This is a genomic window from Flavobacterium sp. W22_SRS_FP1 (genome assembly GCF_052113685.1).
Classification (GTDB): Bacteria; Bacteroidota; Bacteroidia; order Flavobacteriales; family Flavobacteriaceae; genus Flavobacterium.
The window spans coordinates 184,537-203,244 of record NZ_JBGQOE010000003.1; the positions used below are offsets into that span (position 1 = coordinate 184,537).

Genomic DNA, 18,708 nt, shown 5'->3' on the forward strand with positions numbered 1-18,708 from the left:
AACATATTTACGTTTTTTTTCAGGTTAAGCGATTATTACTATGCTGTTAAGAATTCTTCTAAGGTTTTCAATATAATTAACATTAAATTTACACTCCTTATTAAACATTAAAAAGAGGTAGCTGATGATGATCAATTACCTCTTTTTAAAGTTATTTTAAGTTGGGGCTAGAACTTATAATTCAAAGACAAACTTAAGTTAGATCCAATTTTATACGAACTTGCTAATACATCTGCAGTTTTAATTAGTGGAGCACTGCTTTGATCAGTAAATCTTTCATAAACTGGATTTAAGATGTTTTTATATGACAATCCTATGTTTATTTTTTTAGTTAAGCTAGATTTTAGAATAAAGTCTAACCTACCAATTGATTTGTCTATTAAGTTTCCTCTTTCTGAAGTCCCTATTACAGCTAATTTATCAGAAACATAGGCATATGTTACTGTTGCGGTAATGTCTTTGTCGTTTTGGAATTCCTTTGTAAAAGAAACATCTGCATTTGCTAAAAAGTCAGCAGCTCCTGATAATTTTGAGTTTTTATAAGTAAAGTTAGCACCGAATCCATTTTCATTTAAAACTTTGGTATTACTTAAATCCATATCCTGATACATATAGGACCCGTTAAAGCCGAAGGTTAATTTTTCTTTTAAGTCATTTTCATTGCTAATTTCAAAAATATTTTTTCTAAATTCTAACTCTATTCCAGCTACTACCGCATTATCACCTGTGTTTGCCCAAGTAATGTTTCCAGAGGAGGAATTGGTATACATTTCATTGATTGGGTTTTGGATTAATTTTCCAAAGGCAGTTACCGAAAGAATTTCGTCGTTACTAGGATATAATTCCCAACTTAAATCAGCATTGTAGTTTGTTGAAGCGTAAAGTTTATCGTTTCCTTCATAACTTTGCCCTACTTCTTGAAAGAGGATTCTTACCTTTTCTTTAAATTGTGGGAGAGTGTAGGTATTACTAGCTGCAAATTTTAAGTTTTGCTTATCATTTAATTTGTATTTAGCGATTATGCTAGGTAAAAACTTCACTGGTGCGTAAGTATTACCAGTTCCGTCCGGAGCATCTAAACTCACGTAATAAACGTATTGCTCTATTTGTTCAAATCTACCTCCTAAAATCACCGATAATCTATCAGTAAAATTGTATTGTGCATTTCCGTAAACGGCATGAATATTTAAATGGCCATTATAAAGTTGAGATAGTATGCTAGAACTGTCGCCATTTGCTAAATCAAAATTGGTGTCATTTAAATACAAATCGGTATTGTTAAATCCATCTTTTGGAAAAAGCGTTTTATTAGTTTCTGGAAAAAAGGAGTATTGCTGGGAATTAAAGTCAACAGTTTTCATCTTACCAGAGTATCCTATTGTAGCTTTACCTTTAAATTCGTCTTCATTTGTTTTAGTAAAGTTATACGAACCTGAAATATTTGCTGACCATTCTTTTTCAGTTAAGCCCTGGTAATAGCGGTGATTGTTTATGCTTGAGTTTTTGAAGAAAGTATAATCTGTAGATCCATCATTTGAGGGAACAAAAGTATTTTGCATACGATCTGGAATGGTATTGTCTAATATGCTGTAGCCAAGACCCCAATTTGCTGTAATTCTTTCATTGTATTTGTGCTTACCTAATAATTGGTTTACAATTAACTGTGTTTTATCGAAAGTTCCGCGTTTTATAAAACCTATTTGGTCTAAACCTGAGAACTCAATGTTAAACCCTTCGTACTCACTGTAATCTTGTGAAGTAGAGTTTAAAAATAAAGTAGTAAATAAAATAGAGTTGTCTCTATTGATTTTGTAATCTGCGGTACCCATTACGGTAGAATTAGTGTTGAACTGATACGTTTTTCTAAAGAGATCAGTATTGGCTGCACCTTGTGCAGTAATGGCTGTTCTATAGATACCTTCGTTGTATTTGTTTTCAGCGTCAAATCCAGCAGTTATGAAAGCACTAATAGTGCTGTTTGCACCAACATTGAATTTTTTTCCTGCGGACAAAGAAATATTATTATTTAAAGTGTTTTTTCTTTCTTGTCTGTCCCAGCTATTATTATAGTTGTATGGTAGTAATGGGTTGCTTGGAGCGCTTGTTTTATTGAAACCAAAGTAAGAAGGACCGTCTTGCAGGTAGAAATTATCAAGTTTAGCTACGTTTGTGTTCGTGCCTGCACCAACACCGATTTGGATAAATGGAGAACCCGTCATTTTTTTTGACACTATATCCACGTTTGCTCCTCCAAAATCGGCGTAATTTTGTGATTCAAATGTTTTGCTGATCCCTACAGATTCAACAATATCTGTAGAGAAAATGTCCAAAAGTATATTCTTGTTTTTAGGATTATTAGATGGTAAAGGCAATCCGTTTAAAGTGGTTACATTATAACGGTCTCCTAAACCTCTTACAAAAACACTTCCTGAACCTTCTTGTTTGGTAATACCGCTTATTTTAGTCACTGCAGAAGCGACATCACTTACTCCTTTTCGGGCTAGTTCTTGCGCACCGATACTTTGCTTTATCTCTACTGCATTCTTCTGATCCATTAATAAAGCCGTTTCTCTCTGTTTGTTTATTGTAGTGGTGATTACAACATCGTCAAGTTTATAACTAGATGAGGAAAGGGCTATATTTACAGTAATTGTTCCGTTCTCTTTTACTGTTACAGGAATCTCAACAGATTGGTAACCAATAAAACTAAACTGAATAATATGGTTACCCGCTGCTGTGTTTATAGTATACTTGCCGTCTATGTCCGTTGTTGTGTTTTCGTTTGTACCTTTGATTAATACATTGGCGAATGGTAATGTTTCGTTGTTAGAATCTTTATCAGTTATTACCCCAGAAATAGTACCCTTGTTTTGTGAGAAAGAAATGGTAGTAATAAAAAGCGCTAAAATGAATAATTTCAGTTTCATAGTTTTCTTAAATTTTTTGCAAAGTAACGCCGCTAATGTAAGTTTTGTGTTACCGAGTCGTTAAGGTTTCGAGTCCTCAGTGTTAACAAAAAGTTATCACATTAAATTATGGCTAAGAGCGGTTTTTAAGAAATGATTTATCGTTACATTTACAAGCTTAAGAATAAATTTGCCCAAATGAAAAAGAAACACACAAAGATTTTATTGGTTGATGATGAGCCGGATATTTTAGAAATTGTTGGTTACAATCTTAAACAGGAGGGGTATCAAATTTTTACTGCTGCAAATGGTAAAGAAGCTGTCACAAAAGCAAAAAAGGAATTGCCAGATCTTATAATAATGGATGTGATGATGCCTGAAATGGACGGTATGGAGGCTTGCGAAAACATCCGAAAAATACCAGAATTAAGTAATGTGATAATCACTTTCTTAACAGCAAGAAGTGAAGATTATTCGCAAGTAGCAGGATTTGATGCGGGGGCTGATGATTATATAGCAAAGCCTATAAAACCAAAGTTATTGGTGAGTAAAGTAAAAGCCTTGTTGCGACGTTTAAAAGAAACGGAGCAAAACAGTGAAACTCTAAATGTGGGGGGAATAGAAATTAATCGCGAAGAGTATAAAATAGTAAAAGATGATATCGAAATAGCATTGCCTAGGAAAGAATTTGAATTGTTTTATCTCTTGGCATCTAAACCAGGTAAGGTATTCAAGAGGGATGAAATCCTAGATAAAGTATGGGGAAATGAAGTTGTAGTTGGAGGAAGGACTATAGACGTTCATATTAGGAAACTCAGAGAAAAAATCGGGGAAGATTTTTTTAAAACGATAAAAGGAGTTGGCTATAAATTTGAAGTTTAAATATAATACACTTAAAGAGGAATTTATGTATCGGTCATAATTATTCGTCAGGTCTTTTATTTTAATTACTCAAGAACAATATAAATGAAAGTCAGTTTTAAAAAAACTTACAAGTTTGCTGTAAAATCAGCGTTATACATCAGTCTTTTTGCAACGGCATTTGTTGTATTGTTAGTATCTACGATATTTAGCTATACTTCGGAAATCTTGCTGTTGTTTGCTGGTATTTTTATTCTCGTAATTTACCTCTTTTCATTTGTTGTTTTGCAGTATCGGGTAGAACGTTTTATTTACAGAAGGGTAAAGAAGATCTATGACGACGTGTCTTTATTGGAATCCAGTTCCTTAATCAATTACCCTATAACCACTGATATGGAGACCCTGACTAGGGAAGTAAAGAAATTTGCCACGGATAAAAAAATGGAAATTGAAATGCTTAAGGTGCGGGAGGAATACAGGCGGGAATTTCTTGGTAACGTGTCGCATGAACTTAAAACCCCACTTTTCACGGTTCAGGGTTATATTTCGACTTTGCTAGATGGAGCAATGGAAGACAAAGACATTCGTAAAAAATACTTAAAGCGTGCCGAAAAAGGGGTGGAGCGATTGATCTATATCGTTGAGGATTTAGATATGATAACCAAGCTGGAAGTAGGGTACTTAAATCTAGATTATTCTGAATTTGACATTGTCGAGTTAATTCAGAATGTGTTTGATTTACTAGAAATGAAAGCAGACAAAAAGAAAATTACACTCGCCTTTGAAAATTACCCTATTCTGCCAAACTTTGTGAGAGCTGATAAAGATCGTATACAGCAGGTTATTGAAAACTTAATAGTTAATTCCATTAAATACGGAAAAACCAAAGGTACAACTGAAGTGGCAGTGGTTAATTTGACAAAAGAAAAAGTGCTAATCCGTATTAGTGATAATGGAGAGGGAATAGACAAGCAAAACATACCAAGGTTATTCGAGCGTTTCTATCGCGTCAATCAAAGCGGTTCCCGATCGGAGGGGGGGTCTGGATTAGGTCTAGCCATCGTTAAACATTTAATAGAGGCACATAAAGAAAAAATTTATGTTGAGAGTGAGTTAGGAGTTGGCTCAGAGTTTTCTTTCACTCTTGAAAAGGCCAGTAAAAAAAAGCCCTTGGAAATAGAAACTACGCTTCCGTAAATAGCTTCTCTTTCTGTTAAGCTTTCATCTTGGTGTAAGACTAAATTAATTTTTTTTCAATAAATAGCACTTTACTTGGTAACGGAATAACAATGCTTTAGTTTATGCTACTAAATACCAAATCGTTAAGGAACGCAGCGATTTTCGACTCCTTTTTGCTATCACCAAAATCAGTCAGGGAAGGGAGATTGTTCATGAAAAAATTTTGAAAATGTGCCATTTCAATTATTGTTGTGGCTAGTGATCGGGGATATTTGTACTTTGAATTGCACTCTAATATTAAGTCCCCAATAACTTTACAAAGATCTTTGTATGGTTTAAAAAAACGGTGTTTATTGTCTTCACCTACTTGTTTCGTTAAATATACTTTGGAGCCTTCTGAAATTACAATTTGATGCAGTAAACTTGAGTTGACATAGCTTATTTCTTCATCATCCTCCACGGCCGTTGCCAGTATATTTATTACTTTTTTCAGTTTTAATTTCGGGCTTTTGATATTTTTAGTTTGGAAAACAATCTGGAACTCAATCCAACTCCAATACCAAGATATTACATAGGTCAATAAGAGGTGTTTGTTTTCGAAATACCTGTAAATACCAGCTTCTGTAGTTCCAATCTCTTTTGCCAGTTTTTTAAAAGTAAGCGCCTCGAAGCCATTTTTGTGGATCATAATTATGCTGTGCATAATTATGTTTTTACCTAACTCTGATTGTTCGGGGTTACGCAGGTATAGAGCCTCATTCATTTTTATTTGTAACTGTAACTCCATTTATGTTTTAAGGTTGGCTGATTATTTTTGTATATGTTGGAAAACCAAGTTTTCCCTTTAGCAAATGTAATAAAAAACATTTCATATTTTTAAGACAGCATTACTATCATTAATGATATTATGTCTATCTTTGTCGCGTTTAATCTAAAAGTGGATTGTGAAAATAGAAAGAGGAGTAGGAGAGTCGACAATAACTTGACAGGAAGTGTTTTTTTATTGTTCTTTTATTTTCCATGGAGACCAAGATTAGTACAGGTTGTACATTTTTTTTAGATAGTTTATTGATAATAAATTAATTCTGGCAAAGGTGATTTGTAGGGATTTTGAATATAGTAGCATCAAAAAACAGTAATAAAGTCAAAGGTTTATGGAACGATTAAGCAAAGCAAAAAAGAGTAATACTGTAAAAATAAAACAAACAAGTGTGAAAATGGAAAATCAAGAAGTTTTTAAATTAATCGAAGGGGTTTTTACCTCAGAAGAGGCAGGTGATGTATTAACTAAATTAATAAATAGTAAGATTGACCATCACAATCTAGAGGATTTTAGTAGTCATATTCGTTTCAATAATGACATTTCTAATTCTAAAAAACGATTGCTGGAACTTAACGAAACCAAAGAAGAAATTAAAAAATTACTGAAGGTTGCGGAAGGAAAGGGATTAAATTTATTCATAAAGAGCACGATTGAAATAAGTTTTAACGAATAATCAGTTGTTGCTAAGGAATAGAAATTTTTACTGCAAGCATTTACCAAGAATAACCGAAGTCTAGTTAAATTCGGTTTTCTCAACACTTAAAAAAATCATGATAATAGTTTCAGAAGACATATTAAAAGCTGCCGATATTTTAAAAGAGGAAAATTTAGTTGCTATTCCAACTGAGACCGTATATGGGTTGGCTGGGAATATTTATAGCGAAAAAGCGATAAAAGCTATTTTTGAAATGAAGCAAAGACCTTTTTTTAACCCTTTAATCGTGCACATTAAGTCGATAGCACAATTAGATGAATTAGCAAAAGAGATACCAGAAAAAGCAAGGTTATTAGCCGATAAGTTTTGGCCTGGTTCTTTGACAATGGTTCTGAAAAAACAAGAATCAGTTCCTGACTTGGTGACTGCCGGAAAAGAATCAGTAGCGATTAGAATTCCAAATCATGCTGCCACATTAGCACTTTTGGAAGCATTAGACTTTCCATTAGCTGCTCCAAGTGCCAATCCTTTTGGGTGTATAAGCCCAACATCTGCATCTCATGTTGTCAACTATTTTGCTGAAAAATTACGAATGGTTTTAGACGGAGGCAATTGTCAAAATGGAATTGAGTCTACCATAATTGGTTTTGAAGACGAAGAAGCTGTATTATATCGATTAGGGTCTATTTCTGTTGAAGATATTGAAGGGGTTATTGGAAAAATTCAAATTAAAAACAAAAAAGAAAGTGCGCCGCACGCACCAGGGATGTTATCAAAGCATTATGCCCCCGTGACTCCCACTTTTTTAATAAATGATGTAGCAGAATTCATAAAAGAATTTCCTGAAAGAAGGATCGGATTATTACTTTTTAAAGATAAAGTTGAAAGCACAAGTCTGATTCACCAAGAGGTTTTATCTGTAAAAGGTGACTTAAAAGAGGCTGCGTCAAACTTGTATGCGGCAATGCATCGACTAGACATGAAGAAATTAGATATGATTGTTGCAGAACAATTTCCAGATTTTGAATTGGGAAAATCAATTAATGACAGATTAGAGCGCGCCACGGCAAAATAAAAAACAAATAAAATGAACTTAGACTTACTATTTGACAATCTAACAAATCCGGCTTTATTGTTTTTCCTCCTTGGAATAATAGCCACTAGATTGAAGAGCGATTTAGAAATCCCTTCCAATACATCCAAGTTTATTTCTTTGTACTTACTATTATCTATAGGTTTTAAGGGCGGACAAGAATTAGCGCACAGTCACTTTACTATGGATATCATTTGGGCAGTGTTATTTGGAGTACTAATTGCATCTGTTATTCCTATTTATTGTTTTTTTATTCTCAAGCGAAAGTTTAGCATTGAAAATTCGGGAGCGATTGCGGCATCATATGGATCGGTCAGTGCGGTAACTTTTGTAACCGCAGTAACTTTTTTGGAAATGCAAAAATATACTTTCAGTGGGCACATGGTAGCTGTGATGGCTTTAATGGAAGCTCCTGCGATAATTATTGGCGTAATTTTAATTAAAATGTACAATAAGAAAGAAGCTAGTTCTACTAAAATTAGTGCCGTAATAAAGCATTCTTTTACAAATGGAAGTGTTTTATTAATCCTAGGAAGTTTAGTAATTGGATTTCTAGCTAGTGAACAGCAGGCAATGGGAATTAAACCTTTTACTACTGATATTTTTAAAGGGTTTTTAGCCGTTTTTTTACTGGATATGGGTATTATAAGTGGAAGAAAATTAAACGATTTCATTAAAAGCGGCTGGTCTACTTTGGTATTTGCCATCGTAATACCCTTGATTAATGGTATAGTAGTGGCGTATTTAAGCCAAATAGTGACTGATGATGTGGGCAACCGATTTATTTTTGCTATTCTCGGCGCCAGTGCTTCCTATATTGCAGTGCCAGCAGCCATGAAGATTGCGGCACCAAAAGCCAATCCGGGCTTGTACCTGCCCATGGCCTTGGCCGTTACTTTTCCATTCAATATAACTTTTGGAATGCCTATATACCTGTCTATCATTCTGAGTTCATAAAGGATAATAACTGTAATGAGAAAGACAAAATAGTAAATGATAAATAGCTGCGTTAAGGGTAATTCAGCTGCTTGTACATGACAAAAAAACTGGGGCCAGAATTCTTAGTTCGATGAAAAAGAGTAGTACTAATTCCAAATATGAGGCGCTATAATAGCCGCACTTTTGATGTTTACGAGGACTTTAATAAAATGGCTGTCGCTATTAATTGTTCTGTTTTCTATAAAAGCTAGTTTTTTCAAAGTCAAAGAATTAGGAAAAATAATGGTATAGGTAGGATCGCTGCTATAAACACTTTAAAAGTAAGCTCGAAAATAACTTTGCTCGCTGAAACTCAATTGCGGAAGGCTTAGAAAAGCCACAAAAAAATTGTTTTGCCTAGGCCGCTCTCAAAACGGGTACAAAATTGCATTTTCAATATAATAAAATTATGGAAAACTCTACATTAATAAAGAATGTCAATATCGTAAACGAGGGTCAAATTAAAATTGCTGATGTTTTTATTCAAAATGGTATTATAGAATACATTGGTAGTAGTCTCTCTTCAGAGATAACAAAGCTTGCACGATTTATTGACGGAACGGATAAACATCTTTTTCCAGGTGTAATTGATGGACAAGTACATTTTAGAGAACCAGGTTTAACACATAAGGGGGATATTTTTTCTGAAAGTGGAGCAGCTGTTGCTGGGGGAACTACATCTTTTATCGATATGCCAAACACTGTTCCAAATGTTTTGACCACTGAAATACTTGATGAAAAGTTCAGGATTGCCGCTGAAAAATCCTGGGCGAATTACTCCTTTTTTTTAGGAGTTAATAAGGACAACTTAGAGACGGTTCTTGAAATGGATACTACCCAGTTTATCGGGGTTTCTGATGATGGACTTTATTTTACAAAAAAAGGGAATTTACTTGCCGATAGTCCAGATACAATGGATAAACTTTTTTCTAAATGTAAATCAATTATCGCTATACATTCGGAGTTGGAAGAAATTATAGAGGGAAATGAGAAAATATTTAGGGCAAATTATGGAGATGATGTGCCTATCGAAAAACATCCGTTAATTCGTAGTGGCGAGGGCTGTTATCAATCTACTAAAAGAGCAATTGCTATAGCTGAAAAGTATAAAGCGAGATTGCATATTTTACATTTGACAACCGAGGCTGAAACTCACTTGTTTAGAAACGACATACCTCTTAGCGAAAAGAATATTACCACTGAAGTATCGGTTCAAAACCTGTGGTTCTCTGATAAAGACTATACGCGGTTGGGGACATTTATAAAATGGAATCCAGCAATAAAGACTGAAAAGGATAGAGAAGGCCTTTTAAAAGCTCTTCTTGATGATCGAATAGATATTATTACAACAGATCATGCGCCACACACCATAGAAGAAAAGCAAAAGCCTTATTTTCAATCAATGTCGGGAGCCCCAATGGTGCAGCATGCCCTATATATTATGCTAGAATTATATAAAAGAGGACTTATCTCTTTAGAGAAGATCGCTGAAAAGATGAGCCATAATGTAGCAGTTCTTTATGGTATTGAAAAAAGAGGGTTCATTCGTGAAGGATATTTTGCTGATTTAACTTTAGTTGACTTGAATTCACCCTGGACTGTTAGTAAAGAAAATGTTTTATACAAGTGCGGATGGTCACCTTTGGAGGGAGAAACGTTTCATTCGAAAGTGACTCATACCTTTGTTAATGGGAATATTGTTTATGAAAACGGCAGTTTATCAAGGTTTTGTGTAGGGCGAAGATTAGAGTTTAAACAGGAAAGCGATGCCAAATAGTTCTGGTTAAATTAGATGAGTTTATTTTGAGTTAGTATAAAATGAATTCATTTGGAAAGCTTCATAGTCATAATGGCTACGGAGCTTTTTTTGTAAAATAAACTTATTTAGACAGATTTTTTTTCTATCAAATGTATTTTTAGTCATTTTTTAATCTTGTATAAAGGTTGACTAATTATTCATTGCAATAATGTATTATTTTTATTGTATTCCGTCCATGAGACATGTTAGGAATAGCAAATAACGGAAATATAATTTTTTACATAATTCTATTTTATTTGCCTACAAAAAACTGGGTAATTGGATTTGGGCAAGTAAAGCTATCGTGAAATAATCAAAGAGTAGTATCGTCAGGATCTTTAGAATTTACGGATAAAACTATTAACAATTAATTATTCACCTGGACTTTGGATTATCTCTAGATTATTTTTTACAAGAAGCCAATCATTTTTCTGATGCGTTCAAAGGAACCATTACTAAAGATGAAGAAAGGAATTAAACAAAAGATTTAAATAATAGTAATGCCTTGGCAGGAATAGTGCAATTATTTCCTTGGATAGCGTTTATTGCATTTTGAAATAACCAAGCCCACTGTAGGTGAGTAGTCAAGAAATTCCATACTGGTAATACTCTGGTTAAGTGTTATATTCATTTTCAGGTTACGACTGCTATTTAAAAATAGGGCTGTAATAGTAAATGTTGCGTAACACTTACGTAACACTGAATTTACATTTGCATATTACTTTTGTACAATGTTTTGAAAAAAATGTTGAAAGCAAAACCAAAGAATATAGCTGTTGAGTCAAGAATCGCTGCTGTAGCAGTAGCAATAAAAGCAAGCGATATTGTTTACCATTATCATAAAATAATGTAGATGGTTTAATGAAAATGAATAAAGATGTTAGTGTCATCAATTTAGCTTGTGTATCTCGTTTAGGTTTAATGGCTTTAGTTGATGTTACTAGAAATATTTCAGTGACTTAAGGAGACTTGAAAATAGAAGAGAGACTTAAGTTCTCTGAAAACAGTTAAAAGTTAAAGACACGAATTTTAAAATATAAACACAGAAAGTTTAGAATAATTAACCGATTTTTGCAGTCCTATTTAAAAAATTATTATCAATTATGGAACAAATTTATTTAGTAATGCTCGTTGTTTTGGGTATACTTGCAATAACGGATCTGGTTGTAGGAGTTAGTAATGATGCCGTAAATTTCCTTAATTCTGCAATAGGTTCCAAAGCTGTTTCTTTCCGTACCATAATGATTGTGGCTAGTTTAGGAGTTTTAGTTGGGGCATTATTCTCCAGTGGAATGATGGAGATTGCCAGAAGTGGAATTTTTATTCCAGCCATGTTCAGTTTCAATGATGTAATGATTATTTTTTTGGCTGTCATGATTGCGGACATTATACTGTTAGATTTTTATAATTCTTTCGGAATGCCTACTTCGACAACGGTATCCATCATTTTTGAACTTTTGGGTGCCGCTTTCTGCCTAGCACTCTATAAAATATACATGTCAGGTGACAGTTTTAATACGGTTGGGAATTATATTAATACTGAGAAAGCGACGCAAATCGTTTCCAGCATTCTTCTATCAGTAGTTCTATCGTTTACTTTGGGTAGCATTGTTCAGTATATTTCTCGTCTTATTTTTACCTTTCAGTATGAAAAGAGGATGAAATATATTGGGTCAGTTTTTGGAGGATTTGCGATTACCGCTATTAGCTTTTTCATCCTGATTAAGGGGTTGAAAGGTGTTTCTTTTATCAGTGCCAATACCCACTTGTGGATAAAAGAAAATCAGTTTTTGATTATTGGTGGAAACTTTGTCTTTTTTACCTTGCTTTCTCAAGTGTTAATGACCTTTTTTAAGGTTAATATTCTTAGAGTGATTATTGTTATCGGAACCTTTGCACTGGCATTGGCATTTGCCGGAAATGATTTGGTTAACTTCATCGGAGTGCCTATCGCAGCATTCAATTCGTACCAGATTTTTAGTGGTTCAGGAGTGTCTGGTGATGTATTTATGATGGGAGGCCTTGCGGACGAAAATATTGTAGCTCCATTCTACTTTTTGGTCTTTGCAGGAGTTGTTATGGTAGTAACCATCTGGACTTCTAAAAAAGCAAAAAATGTTATTGAAACCGAAGTCAATTTGTCTAGGCAAGATGAGGGATCAGAGCGTTTTTCGTCGAATGCTTTATCTAAATCGGTGGTTAGATCAAGTGTATATGTGGGTCAATGGCTTAATTATGTTTTACCTAAGGCCATTCAGATCAGAATTGACAAACAATTTGAAAAGCCCGAATTAAAAGGGAAAAAGAAGAAAGAGGAACCTGCTTTTGATATGATCCGTGCGGCCGTCAATCTGATGGTAGCCAGTATTTTAATATCTATTGGTACTTCATTGAAATTACCGCTTTCTACCACCTACGTTACGTTTATGGTGGCTATGGGATCTTCGTTTGCTGATAGAGCATGGGATAGAGAAAGCGCAGTTTATCGTATCGCTGGTGTTTTTAATGTTATTGGCGGTTGGTTTTTTACGGCCATTATTGCCTTTATATCTGCCTTTATTATTGCTTTTTTACTAAAAGTAGGAGAGGTTTTTGCTTTTGTGGGACTCTTGGTTTCTTTGGGGATTATTTTATACCGTAGTGCAAAAAAATATACTAAGAAAGAGAAAGAAGTACAGGAACTAATGCTTCTAAAGCGGGAAGATATTGTAACAATTAATGAAGTTATTAATGAAAGCTCGGCTCAGATTTCACATGTTATTCGTAGTGCCAACGAAATATACAGTAATGTCATTGATAATTTAGGACTGCAGGATTTAGGTAAGCTAAAGGAAAATAAAAAAGTTCTAAAAAAACTCGAGAAAGAAGTGGATGAATTGAAGACTAATGTCTACTATTTCATTAAAAATTTGGATGAAACCTCTGTCGAAGCTAGTATGTTTTACATTATGATTCTAGGGTATTTGCAGGATATGATCCAGTCACTTGTCCTTATAAGCCAAAACAGTTACAACCATATTGATAACAATCATAAGCAACTAAAATTCAATCAGATTAGAGACCTTAAAAAGGTAGATAATGAATTAATGGCCCTTTTTGATAAGATAGAAGTTGTTTTTAGCGACAACACTTTTGACGATATTAGCAATCTTGTCGAAGGAAGAAATGAGCTTTTAGAGTTAGTTTCCAGTTTGATTCAAAAGCAAATTGGAAGGATTAGAACCGTAGAAACAAGCCCGAAAAATAGTAAGCTTTATTTTGCCTTGCTTCTAGAAACTAACGACTTGATAAAAGCGACGATGAGTTTACTCGAGTTATTCAACGAATTTAATGTCCATGCCAATTCAAAAGTTACTAAATTGTAACTAAAATATTTTAAATCATATATACAGCTTACAAACATCCTTATTACTGGGATTAGGCTGTTTTTTATGCCATTATTAATCAGATAGTTGTCCTCCATTAGTGCGGTTTTTGATTGGTGTTAAGACCTAAAAAGCTTGTATTTATAACAAATCTTAAGATACAGAAGCGTTTTGCGCATTATAAATAACTAATTAATTATGGTAATGAAACAATTCGATAGAATTGCATATCATTTTACAAATAGTGCAGAATCTACCTGTTTATGATTAATGCAAAGAAGAGTAAGCATTAAAAAGTTAGAGATAAAAAATAATTACTTACTCCTATAAGGATAATTTAAAGCGGATTTACGTATTCATTTTAGAGCGAAAATTAGTTGTACGTATTAAAAAAGAACCATTATTAACTTTCGAAGATATTAAACAGATTTTTCCACTCGATTGCAGGATTGAAAGATTTCAATCCTGCATAAGACTGAACCTCTGACAAGTTTTCAATTGAAAAATTGTCTTGATCTGCGTACGGTACCAAACCTTCTTTTTTCAATTTTTTTGCTAAATACATCTGTTCGTATTGTCCAGGGGTAGGTATAAAAAAGGCTTTTTTTCCTAGTTTTGCTAAATCCATAATAGTGGTGTATCCTGATCTACATAGGACAATATCACTTTCGTTAAATGTTTGTTCGAGCTGGCGGCTATTCATGAAATTATAATAGCAAATCTTATCAATTTGTTCCTTGACTTGATCTGCCTGCACTAGTCCTTTAATAAAAACTACATTGCCTTTGAATTTTTGTACTTCGGTTTTTAGCTTTTCCTCCAATATTCCTCGTTGTGGTTCTGGTCCTGACAGAATAATCATCAGGTCATATTTCTTAGGAGAATCTTTTTTTTGCATTCGACTTAATGGGCCAATGTATTTCAGTTTTAAAGAAGACTTTTTTATATGGCTAAGTTCTCCAGCTAAACTTCGATCAGTTTCAGTATCGGGAACCCAGCATTCTGAGTATTTCTTTATAATATTTTGATGTAGTTTACTAGTTAGCCAAGTAGTGCTTCCGGTCATTACTTGCAGTTGGTGAGTGATAAATACAGAGGGGATGCTTTTACTAAAAACACCTAGCCGATTGTCTGATATTATTCCATCTATACCATGTTGACTAACCCAAGTTTTTACTAATTGTTTCTCGTGTAAAACTGCCTTAATCATTTTTGGTAAGTTTTTTATCAATTTCCATTTGAAATGTCTACCGTTTTTAGCATATTCTATATGGTAAGATGGTAGTTCTAGAAATTTTAAATAAGGAAATTCTTTGCGTAATAATGCAAGTGCAATACCATCTGAAGCAATTATAGGGATGTGATTATTTTGTTGTAATGCTTTTATGATAGGAATACAACGCGTCGCATGACCCAAACCCCAGTTCAGTGGCGCAATCAAAATAGTTTTATTGTCTTGGTTGGCGTCTTGTAACATAGGTAGTATTCTTTTTCGTGCAAGTTACATAAACATACGATTTGTAAATACACAAGCTGGATTACCAAACGATTAAGTTATTGTCGTACAATGTGTATTGAATGAGGTATGGTTTTTTTTAAAAATAAGCTCTTAACTGGACGTTTCCAGTATGAATGGTTTGAGTTGACTCACTCTTGCGTCCCTGATAATTTAGGTTAATGTCTAGAAATTGTGTGATGTTCTTCTGAACTAGGAATCTCCAGGTCAGGTTTTCGCCAGTTTGTAGACCTTCTAGCATTTGGAAACCAACAGGGGAGTATTCATTACCATTAAATTTGTTTTGATAAAATGAAAGCTCTCCGTTCATAATGAGTTTGTTATTCCCTGCATAGGTGAATGAAGTTCCAAAACGACTTTGAAGCAGGGTTTCTAATTCGCCTATTTTGTTCTGCTTGTTTTGTAGCTCGTAAAACAAATCCCAACTGGTGTTTTTTGAAAATAGGTAACTGATTTTTGGGGCCAATTGATAGCCTTTTATAGTGTAGTTTTTTTCAGGAAAGTTTTCAGATAACAGAGACGTTTGGATTGTTTTTCCAAAAACACTCAACAACCAGCTTTTCTTGTACAAATGGGAATACTGTGTTTGGTGGGAGCTATTGTCGGATTCCTGTGACCCTATGGAAAGCAAGTTTTTTATACGGTTTTGTAAATAGGAATAGGTAACTGAATGGTTTTGCTTTCCGCGATTGTAAAACAAGCTGTTTCTGAAACTGGAGCTAAGGCCCAACACATTCTCCTTTGAGGTAGAAAATGGATTTAGTTCGAAATTGTTGCCTTCGTTTTTTGTTTTTCGATCGATGATAAAAGAAGTTTGATTGTAAAAAAAAGAAGCTATTTTTTTTAACCCAGTCTCATTTTGCCACTGATTAGGATTTAAAATTAAAGACTGGGAGAATTTAGTTTGATGTGTTTTAATGTACACTCGATTGGGCAAATAGATTCTAATGAAGGTAGCCTGATCAATAAACGGAGCTACTTCAAATTCTTGTAATTCCTGAATTCCATTGTTGTTGTAGTCATTCCAGGTGTAAACTCCCTGTCCAGCAGGAACCTCTATATAAGTGAATTCTTGTTGAGGTAGCGTTCCAGAGTTATTTTCGTAGGCAGTTGTTCCTTGAATTAGTTGATTGAAAAAACGATCGTTGTACACGATTCTAGAATTTAGAGAAGGTTCATTTTTTTTTGAAGAGTCGGCAAAATCAAGAACCCTATAATTAGAGTAAACGGATAAATCGCTTTTGCTTGTTTGGATTAATTTCGATTTCAAGAAATAGGTTTGTGAGCTGTTTACCCTTTGTAATAATCCACTCTGTATGCTGTCATTGTTTCTTTTCAAAAATCCCATTTCTACATAGACATTCGTACTATCTCCCCGACCTGCGAAAAACCCATATTCGGAAAAGCGCTGGCTTAAACTGGACAATTGTTTTGTGGATTTATTTTTTTCTTGGTTATCTTCAAGCCGTTGGCTAGTGCCAATCCAGTTTTTAGTAAAATGATACTTAATCTGAGATTCATTCCGAAGGAATTTTGAAGAAGTTACCGGTCCGTCGCTTTTCAAGTAACTGCCTCGGTTTTGAAAGAGCCAGTCTTTAGTAGTGTATCGGCCATTTATAATGTGCCTGTTGCCCGAAAAACTATCTGAAAATGCTAGGTTTTCAAATTGGTAGGTTATCAATCCCTTATTTGCTGAATCAATTCTTTTATTTAGGTTGAAATTGAGCCCAGACACTAATAAACTTTGATTTCCAACAGCCGTTGTTCCCAGATTCCAATCCCTGTTAAACTCGATGGTGTATACGCGTTCAACTGATGTGAATTCCTTTTGGGTAAATTGATAATTCGCAAATGCATCAACATTCCATTTTGCCGATAAAAGCCGTTGTTTTAGGTTTATTTTACCACTTAAACCGTGGTTGTCAGAGTCATCACTAGTAGAGAAAAGATTCTTATCATTATTACTGATTCCCATTTCAAAATTAACGGCTGATTTTTCTGAGGGACTATATCTTCCTAAAAATGTGGCTATTTGAATTTTCGTAGGAGAAACCAATTGAATAATGGGTTCATAACCTCCTTGCGGAATTCCGTTGATGGGTTCGACATATTCATATATGCGAGTGATGCCAGAAGCGTTTTTCAGGATGTAATTGCCTTTTTCAGATCCAATTGGAGTAAAGCGGACATTGAACAGTTCTTGTTGTGAGTCATTAGAATATTCAAAAACTTCAACGGCGTTAATAATAGTTTTTTTATACAACACCTTATTGTCAGAATAGGAATCCAGGTATGCTGAAGGCGCTACCATTAATTCCGGATTGTCGCCAGCACGTACTAAAATTTGTGCTTGTTCTTCAGTAAGACTTTGTTGGAGTGGTTGGTTTTTTATATCATTTTCAGAATATAGGTAACTCCCAAAACTCCATGTTTCATTTTTATGAGTGGCTCCGGCGTAGCTTACAAAGCGGGTATAATTTCTATCCGAGTATTGATATTCTATCGCAATTCGCATTTCGGAGGTGATTGTAAACAGTGGAGTGAATGTAATTTCTCCGGCGTTATAGTCGATTGTATAATCGTTGTTTTCTCCTCTTTTTAAAAGAAGGCCATTTACGTACACTCGTTCAGAACCAGATATGACTAGGACGTACAATTCGCCATTTGTCCCTTTTAATTTGTATGGACCCTGGTTACCTTCAATCCCAGTGAAATTGCTCTTTGCGTATTGGCCTCTTACTAAAGCCGCTGCCGCAAAGACCTCGGTTTTGTTTTTATCGTTTCCTAAAGTGAAATTTGCGGAAAGCCCTTGTACCTTTTTATTAAAATTTAGAAATTCGGTTTTATGATTTTCAAGAAACACATCCCCTGCCCGAAGGCTCCATTTGTCGCTGAAAAGTTCCATGAAAACATTATCAAACTGATCTAATTTTTGAGAGTAGCCTCCATCCTGTAATGGAATGTTACTGTCTTGTAAAGAAGCGCGCAGACTCACTTTTTCGGATAACTTGCCGGTGATTTGTAAGTCTAGATTTGAGTTTAATACTGTGTTTTGGTTGTTGCCTATCGTAACGCCCCGCGTAATGCTTCCTGAAGTGCTTAGTCCGTCAAACGGTATGTTTTTTTGCGTAGGGTTTACATCGATTTTATAGAGCTTTTCTTCATTAATGTCAGTGCTGACGATTCGGCTAGGATCGTAAGTTTGGTAATTTTTCGTTAAGAAATCAGGAAACTTTAGGTATTTGACTGTTAGTGAATCTGAAGTTAGGGCAAAGTTTCCATTTAGAATGAATGTTCCATTTTCAAAGTCAACCTTATAAAGAGATGGGTCAATAGTATTGTTATTAGCATCAAGCAAATTAAAAAAACTAGAATTGAGACTTTCGTTTTCAAGGTGGATGCTGTCCTTGGAAACAGGAATTTTTTTTGTTTTGTATAACGATTTATTCTCTTGGGCTTGCAACCCAGAAAAACAAGTAATCATCGCTAATAGCAATAGCTTTTTGACCATAAAGAAAAAAATTTCTATATCTC

Annotated in this window: 11 protein-coding genes; 7 read left to right on the plus strand and 4 right to left on the minus strand. The window is 34.3% G+C overall.

Annotated features, from left to right (window positions below; genetic code table 11):
* Positions 1-167: 167 nt before the first annotated feature.
* Entirely contained in the window at positions 168-2,927 is a 2,760-nt protein-coding gene (locus ACEN2H_RS03405; RefSeq protein ID WP_441730410.1) for a TonB-dependent receptor domain-containing protein, read from the minus strand.
* Between the two features lie 177 nt (positions 2,928-3,104).
* On the opposite strand from ACEN2H_RS03405, the gene ACEN2H_RS03410 reads away from it, so the two are divergent.
* Both ACEN2H_RS03410 and ACEN2H_RS03415 read left to right on the plus strand, forming a co-directional pair.
* Positions 3,105-3,788 carry a response regulator transcription factor gene (locus ACEN2H_RS03410; RefSeq protein ID WP_441730412.1) on the plus strand — a complete coding sequence of 228 codons (684 nt, stop codon included), beginning with the start codon at positions 3,105-3,107 and terminating at the stop codon, positions 3,786-3,788.
* An 84-nt stretch (positions 3,789-3,872) separates the two neighbouring features.
* On the plus strand, positions 3,873-4,964 hold the full coding sequence (locus ACEN2H_RS03415) for a sensor histidine kinase (protein ID WP_441730414.1): 1,092 nt from the start codon (positions 3,873-3,875) through the stop codon (positions 4,962-4,964).
* A 97-nt stretch (positions 4,965-5,061) separates the two neighbouring features.
* On the opposite strand, the gene ACEN2H_RS03420 is transcribed toward ACEN2H_RS03415, so the two are convergent.
* Positions 5,062-5,733, minus strand: coding sequence for a TetR/AcrR family transcriptional regulator (locus ACEN2H_RS03420; protein WP_441730416.1), 672 nt, complete (start codon positions 5,731-5,733; stop codon positions 5,062-5,064).
* 367 nt (positions 5,734-6,100) lie between these two features.
* Between ACEN2H_RS03420 and ACEN2H_RS03425 the strand changes: the two genes are divergently transcribed.
* From ACEN2H_RS03425 to ACEN2H_RS03445, 5 genes are all read left to right on the plus strand, one after another.
* The gene (locus tag ACEN2H_RS03425) at positions 6,101-6,442 is read left to right on the plus strand and encodes a hypothetical protein (RefSeq protein ID WP_441730418.1); all 342 of its coding nucleotides are present in this window, start codon (positions 6,101-6,103) and stop codon (positions 6,440-6,442) included.
* Positions 6,443-6,539: 97 nt separating this feature from the next.
* A complete protein-coding gene (locus ACEN2H_RS03430; RefSeq protein ID WP_441730420.1) occupies positions 6,540-7,499 on the plus strand; it encodes an L-threonylcarbamoyladenylate synthase in 960 nt (319 codons plus the stop codon).
* Between the two features lie 12 nt (positions 7,500-7,511).
* On the plus strand, positions 7,512-8,474 hold the full coding sequence (locus tag ACEN2H_RS03435; RefSeq protein ID WP_441730422.1) for a sodium-dependent bicarbonate transport family permease: 963 nt from the start codon (positions 7,512-7,514) through the stop codon (positions 8,472-8,474).
* 430 nt (positions 8,475-8,904) lie between these two features.
* On the plus strand, positions 8,905-10,272 hold the full coding sequence (locus ACEN2H_RS03440; RefSeq protein WP_441730424.1) for a dihydroorotase: 1,368 nt from the start codon (positions 8,905-8,907) through the stop codon (positions 10,270-10,272).
* A gap of 1,124 nt (positions 10,273-11,396) precedes the next feature.
* Positions 11,397-13,658 carry an anion permease gene (locus tag ACEN2H_RS03445; RefSeq protein ID WP_441730426.1) on the plus strand — a complete coding sequence of 754 codons (2,262 nt, stop codon included), beginning with the start codon at positions 11,397-11,399 and terminating at the stop codon, positions 13,656-13,658.
* A gap of 403 nt (positions 13,659-14,061) precedes the next feature.
* On the opposite strand, the gene ACEN2H_RS03450 is transcribed toward ACEN2H_RS03445, so the two are convergent.
* Both ACEN2H_RS03450 and ACEN2H_RS03455 read right to left on the minus strand, forming a co-directional pair.
* Complete coding sequence (locus ACEN2H_RS03450) at positions 14,062-15,135, minus strand: glycosyltransferase (RefSeq protein ID WP_441730428.1); 1,074 nt, start codon at positions 15,133-15,135, stop codon at positions 14,062-14,064.
* A gap of 118 nt (positions 15,136-15,253) precedes the next feature.
* The gene (locus tag ACEN2H_RS03455; RefSeq protein WP_441730429.1) at positions 15,254-18,685 is read right to left on the minus strand and encodes a hypothetical protein; all 3,432 of its coding nucleotides are present in this window, start codon (positions 18,683-18,685) and stop codon (positions 15,254-15,256) included.
* Positions 18,686-18,708 lie beyond the last annotated feature (23 nt).

Coding starts and splice junctions, on each gene's coding strand:
- ACEN2H_RS03435 (WP_441730422.1), top strand. CDS start 7,512: ATGAACTTAGACTTACTATTTGACAATCTAACAAATCCGGCTTTATTG.
- ACEN2H_RS03425 (WP_441730418.1), top strand. CDS start 6,101: ATGGAACGATTAAGCAAAGCAAAAAAGAGTAATACTGTAAAAATAAAA.
- ACEN2H_RS03440 (WP_441730424.1), top strand. CDS start 8,905: ATGGAAAACTCTACATTAATAAAGAATGTCAATATCGTAAACGAGGGT.
- ACEN2H_RS03445 (WP_441730426.1), top strand. CDS start 11,397: ATGGAACAAATTTATTTAGTAATGCTCGTTGTTTTGGGTATACTTGCA.
- ACEN2H_RS03455 (WP_441730429.1), bottom strand. CDS start 18,685: ATGGTCAAAAAGCTATTGCTATTAGCGATGATTACTTGTTTTTCTGGG.
- ACEN2H_RS03430 (WP_441730420.1), top strand. CDS start 6,540: ATGATAATAGTTTCAGAAGACATATTAAAAGCTGCCGATATTTTAAAA.
- ACEN2H_RS03420 (WP_441730416.1), bottom strand. CDS start 5,733: ATGGAGTTACAGTTACAAATAAAAATGAATGAGGCTCTATACCTGCGT.
- ACEN2H_RS03410 (WP_441730412.1), top strand. CDS start 3,105: ATGAAAAAGAAACACACAAAGATTTTATTGGTTGATGATGAGCCGGAT.
- ACEN2H_RS03405 (WP_441730410.1), bottom strand. CDS start 2,927: ATGAAACTGAAATTATTCATTTTAGCGCTTTTTATTACTACCATTTCT.
- ACEN2H_RS03415 (WP_441730414.1), top strand. CDS start 3,873: ATGAAAGTCAGTTTTAAAAAAACTTACAAGTTTGCTGTAAAATCAGCG.
- ACEN2H_RS03450 (WP_441730428.1), bottom strand. CDS start 15,135: ATGTTACAAGACGCCAACCAAGACAATAAAACTATTTTGATTGCGCCA.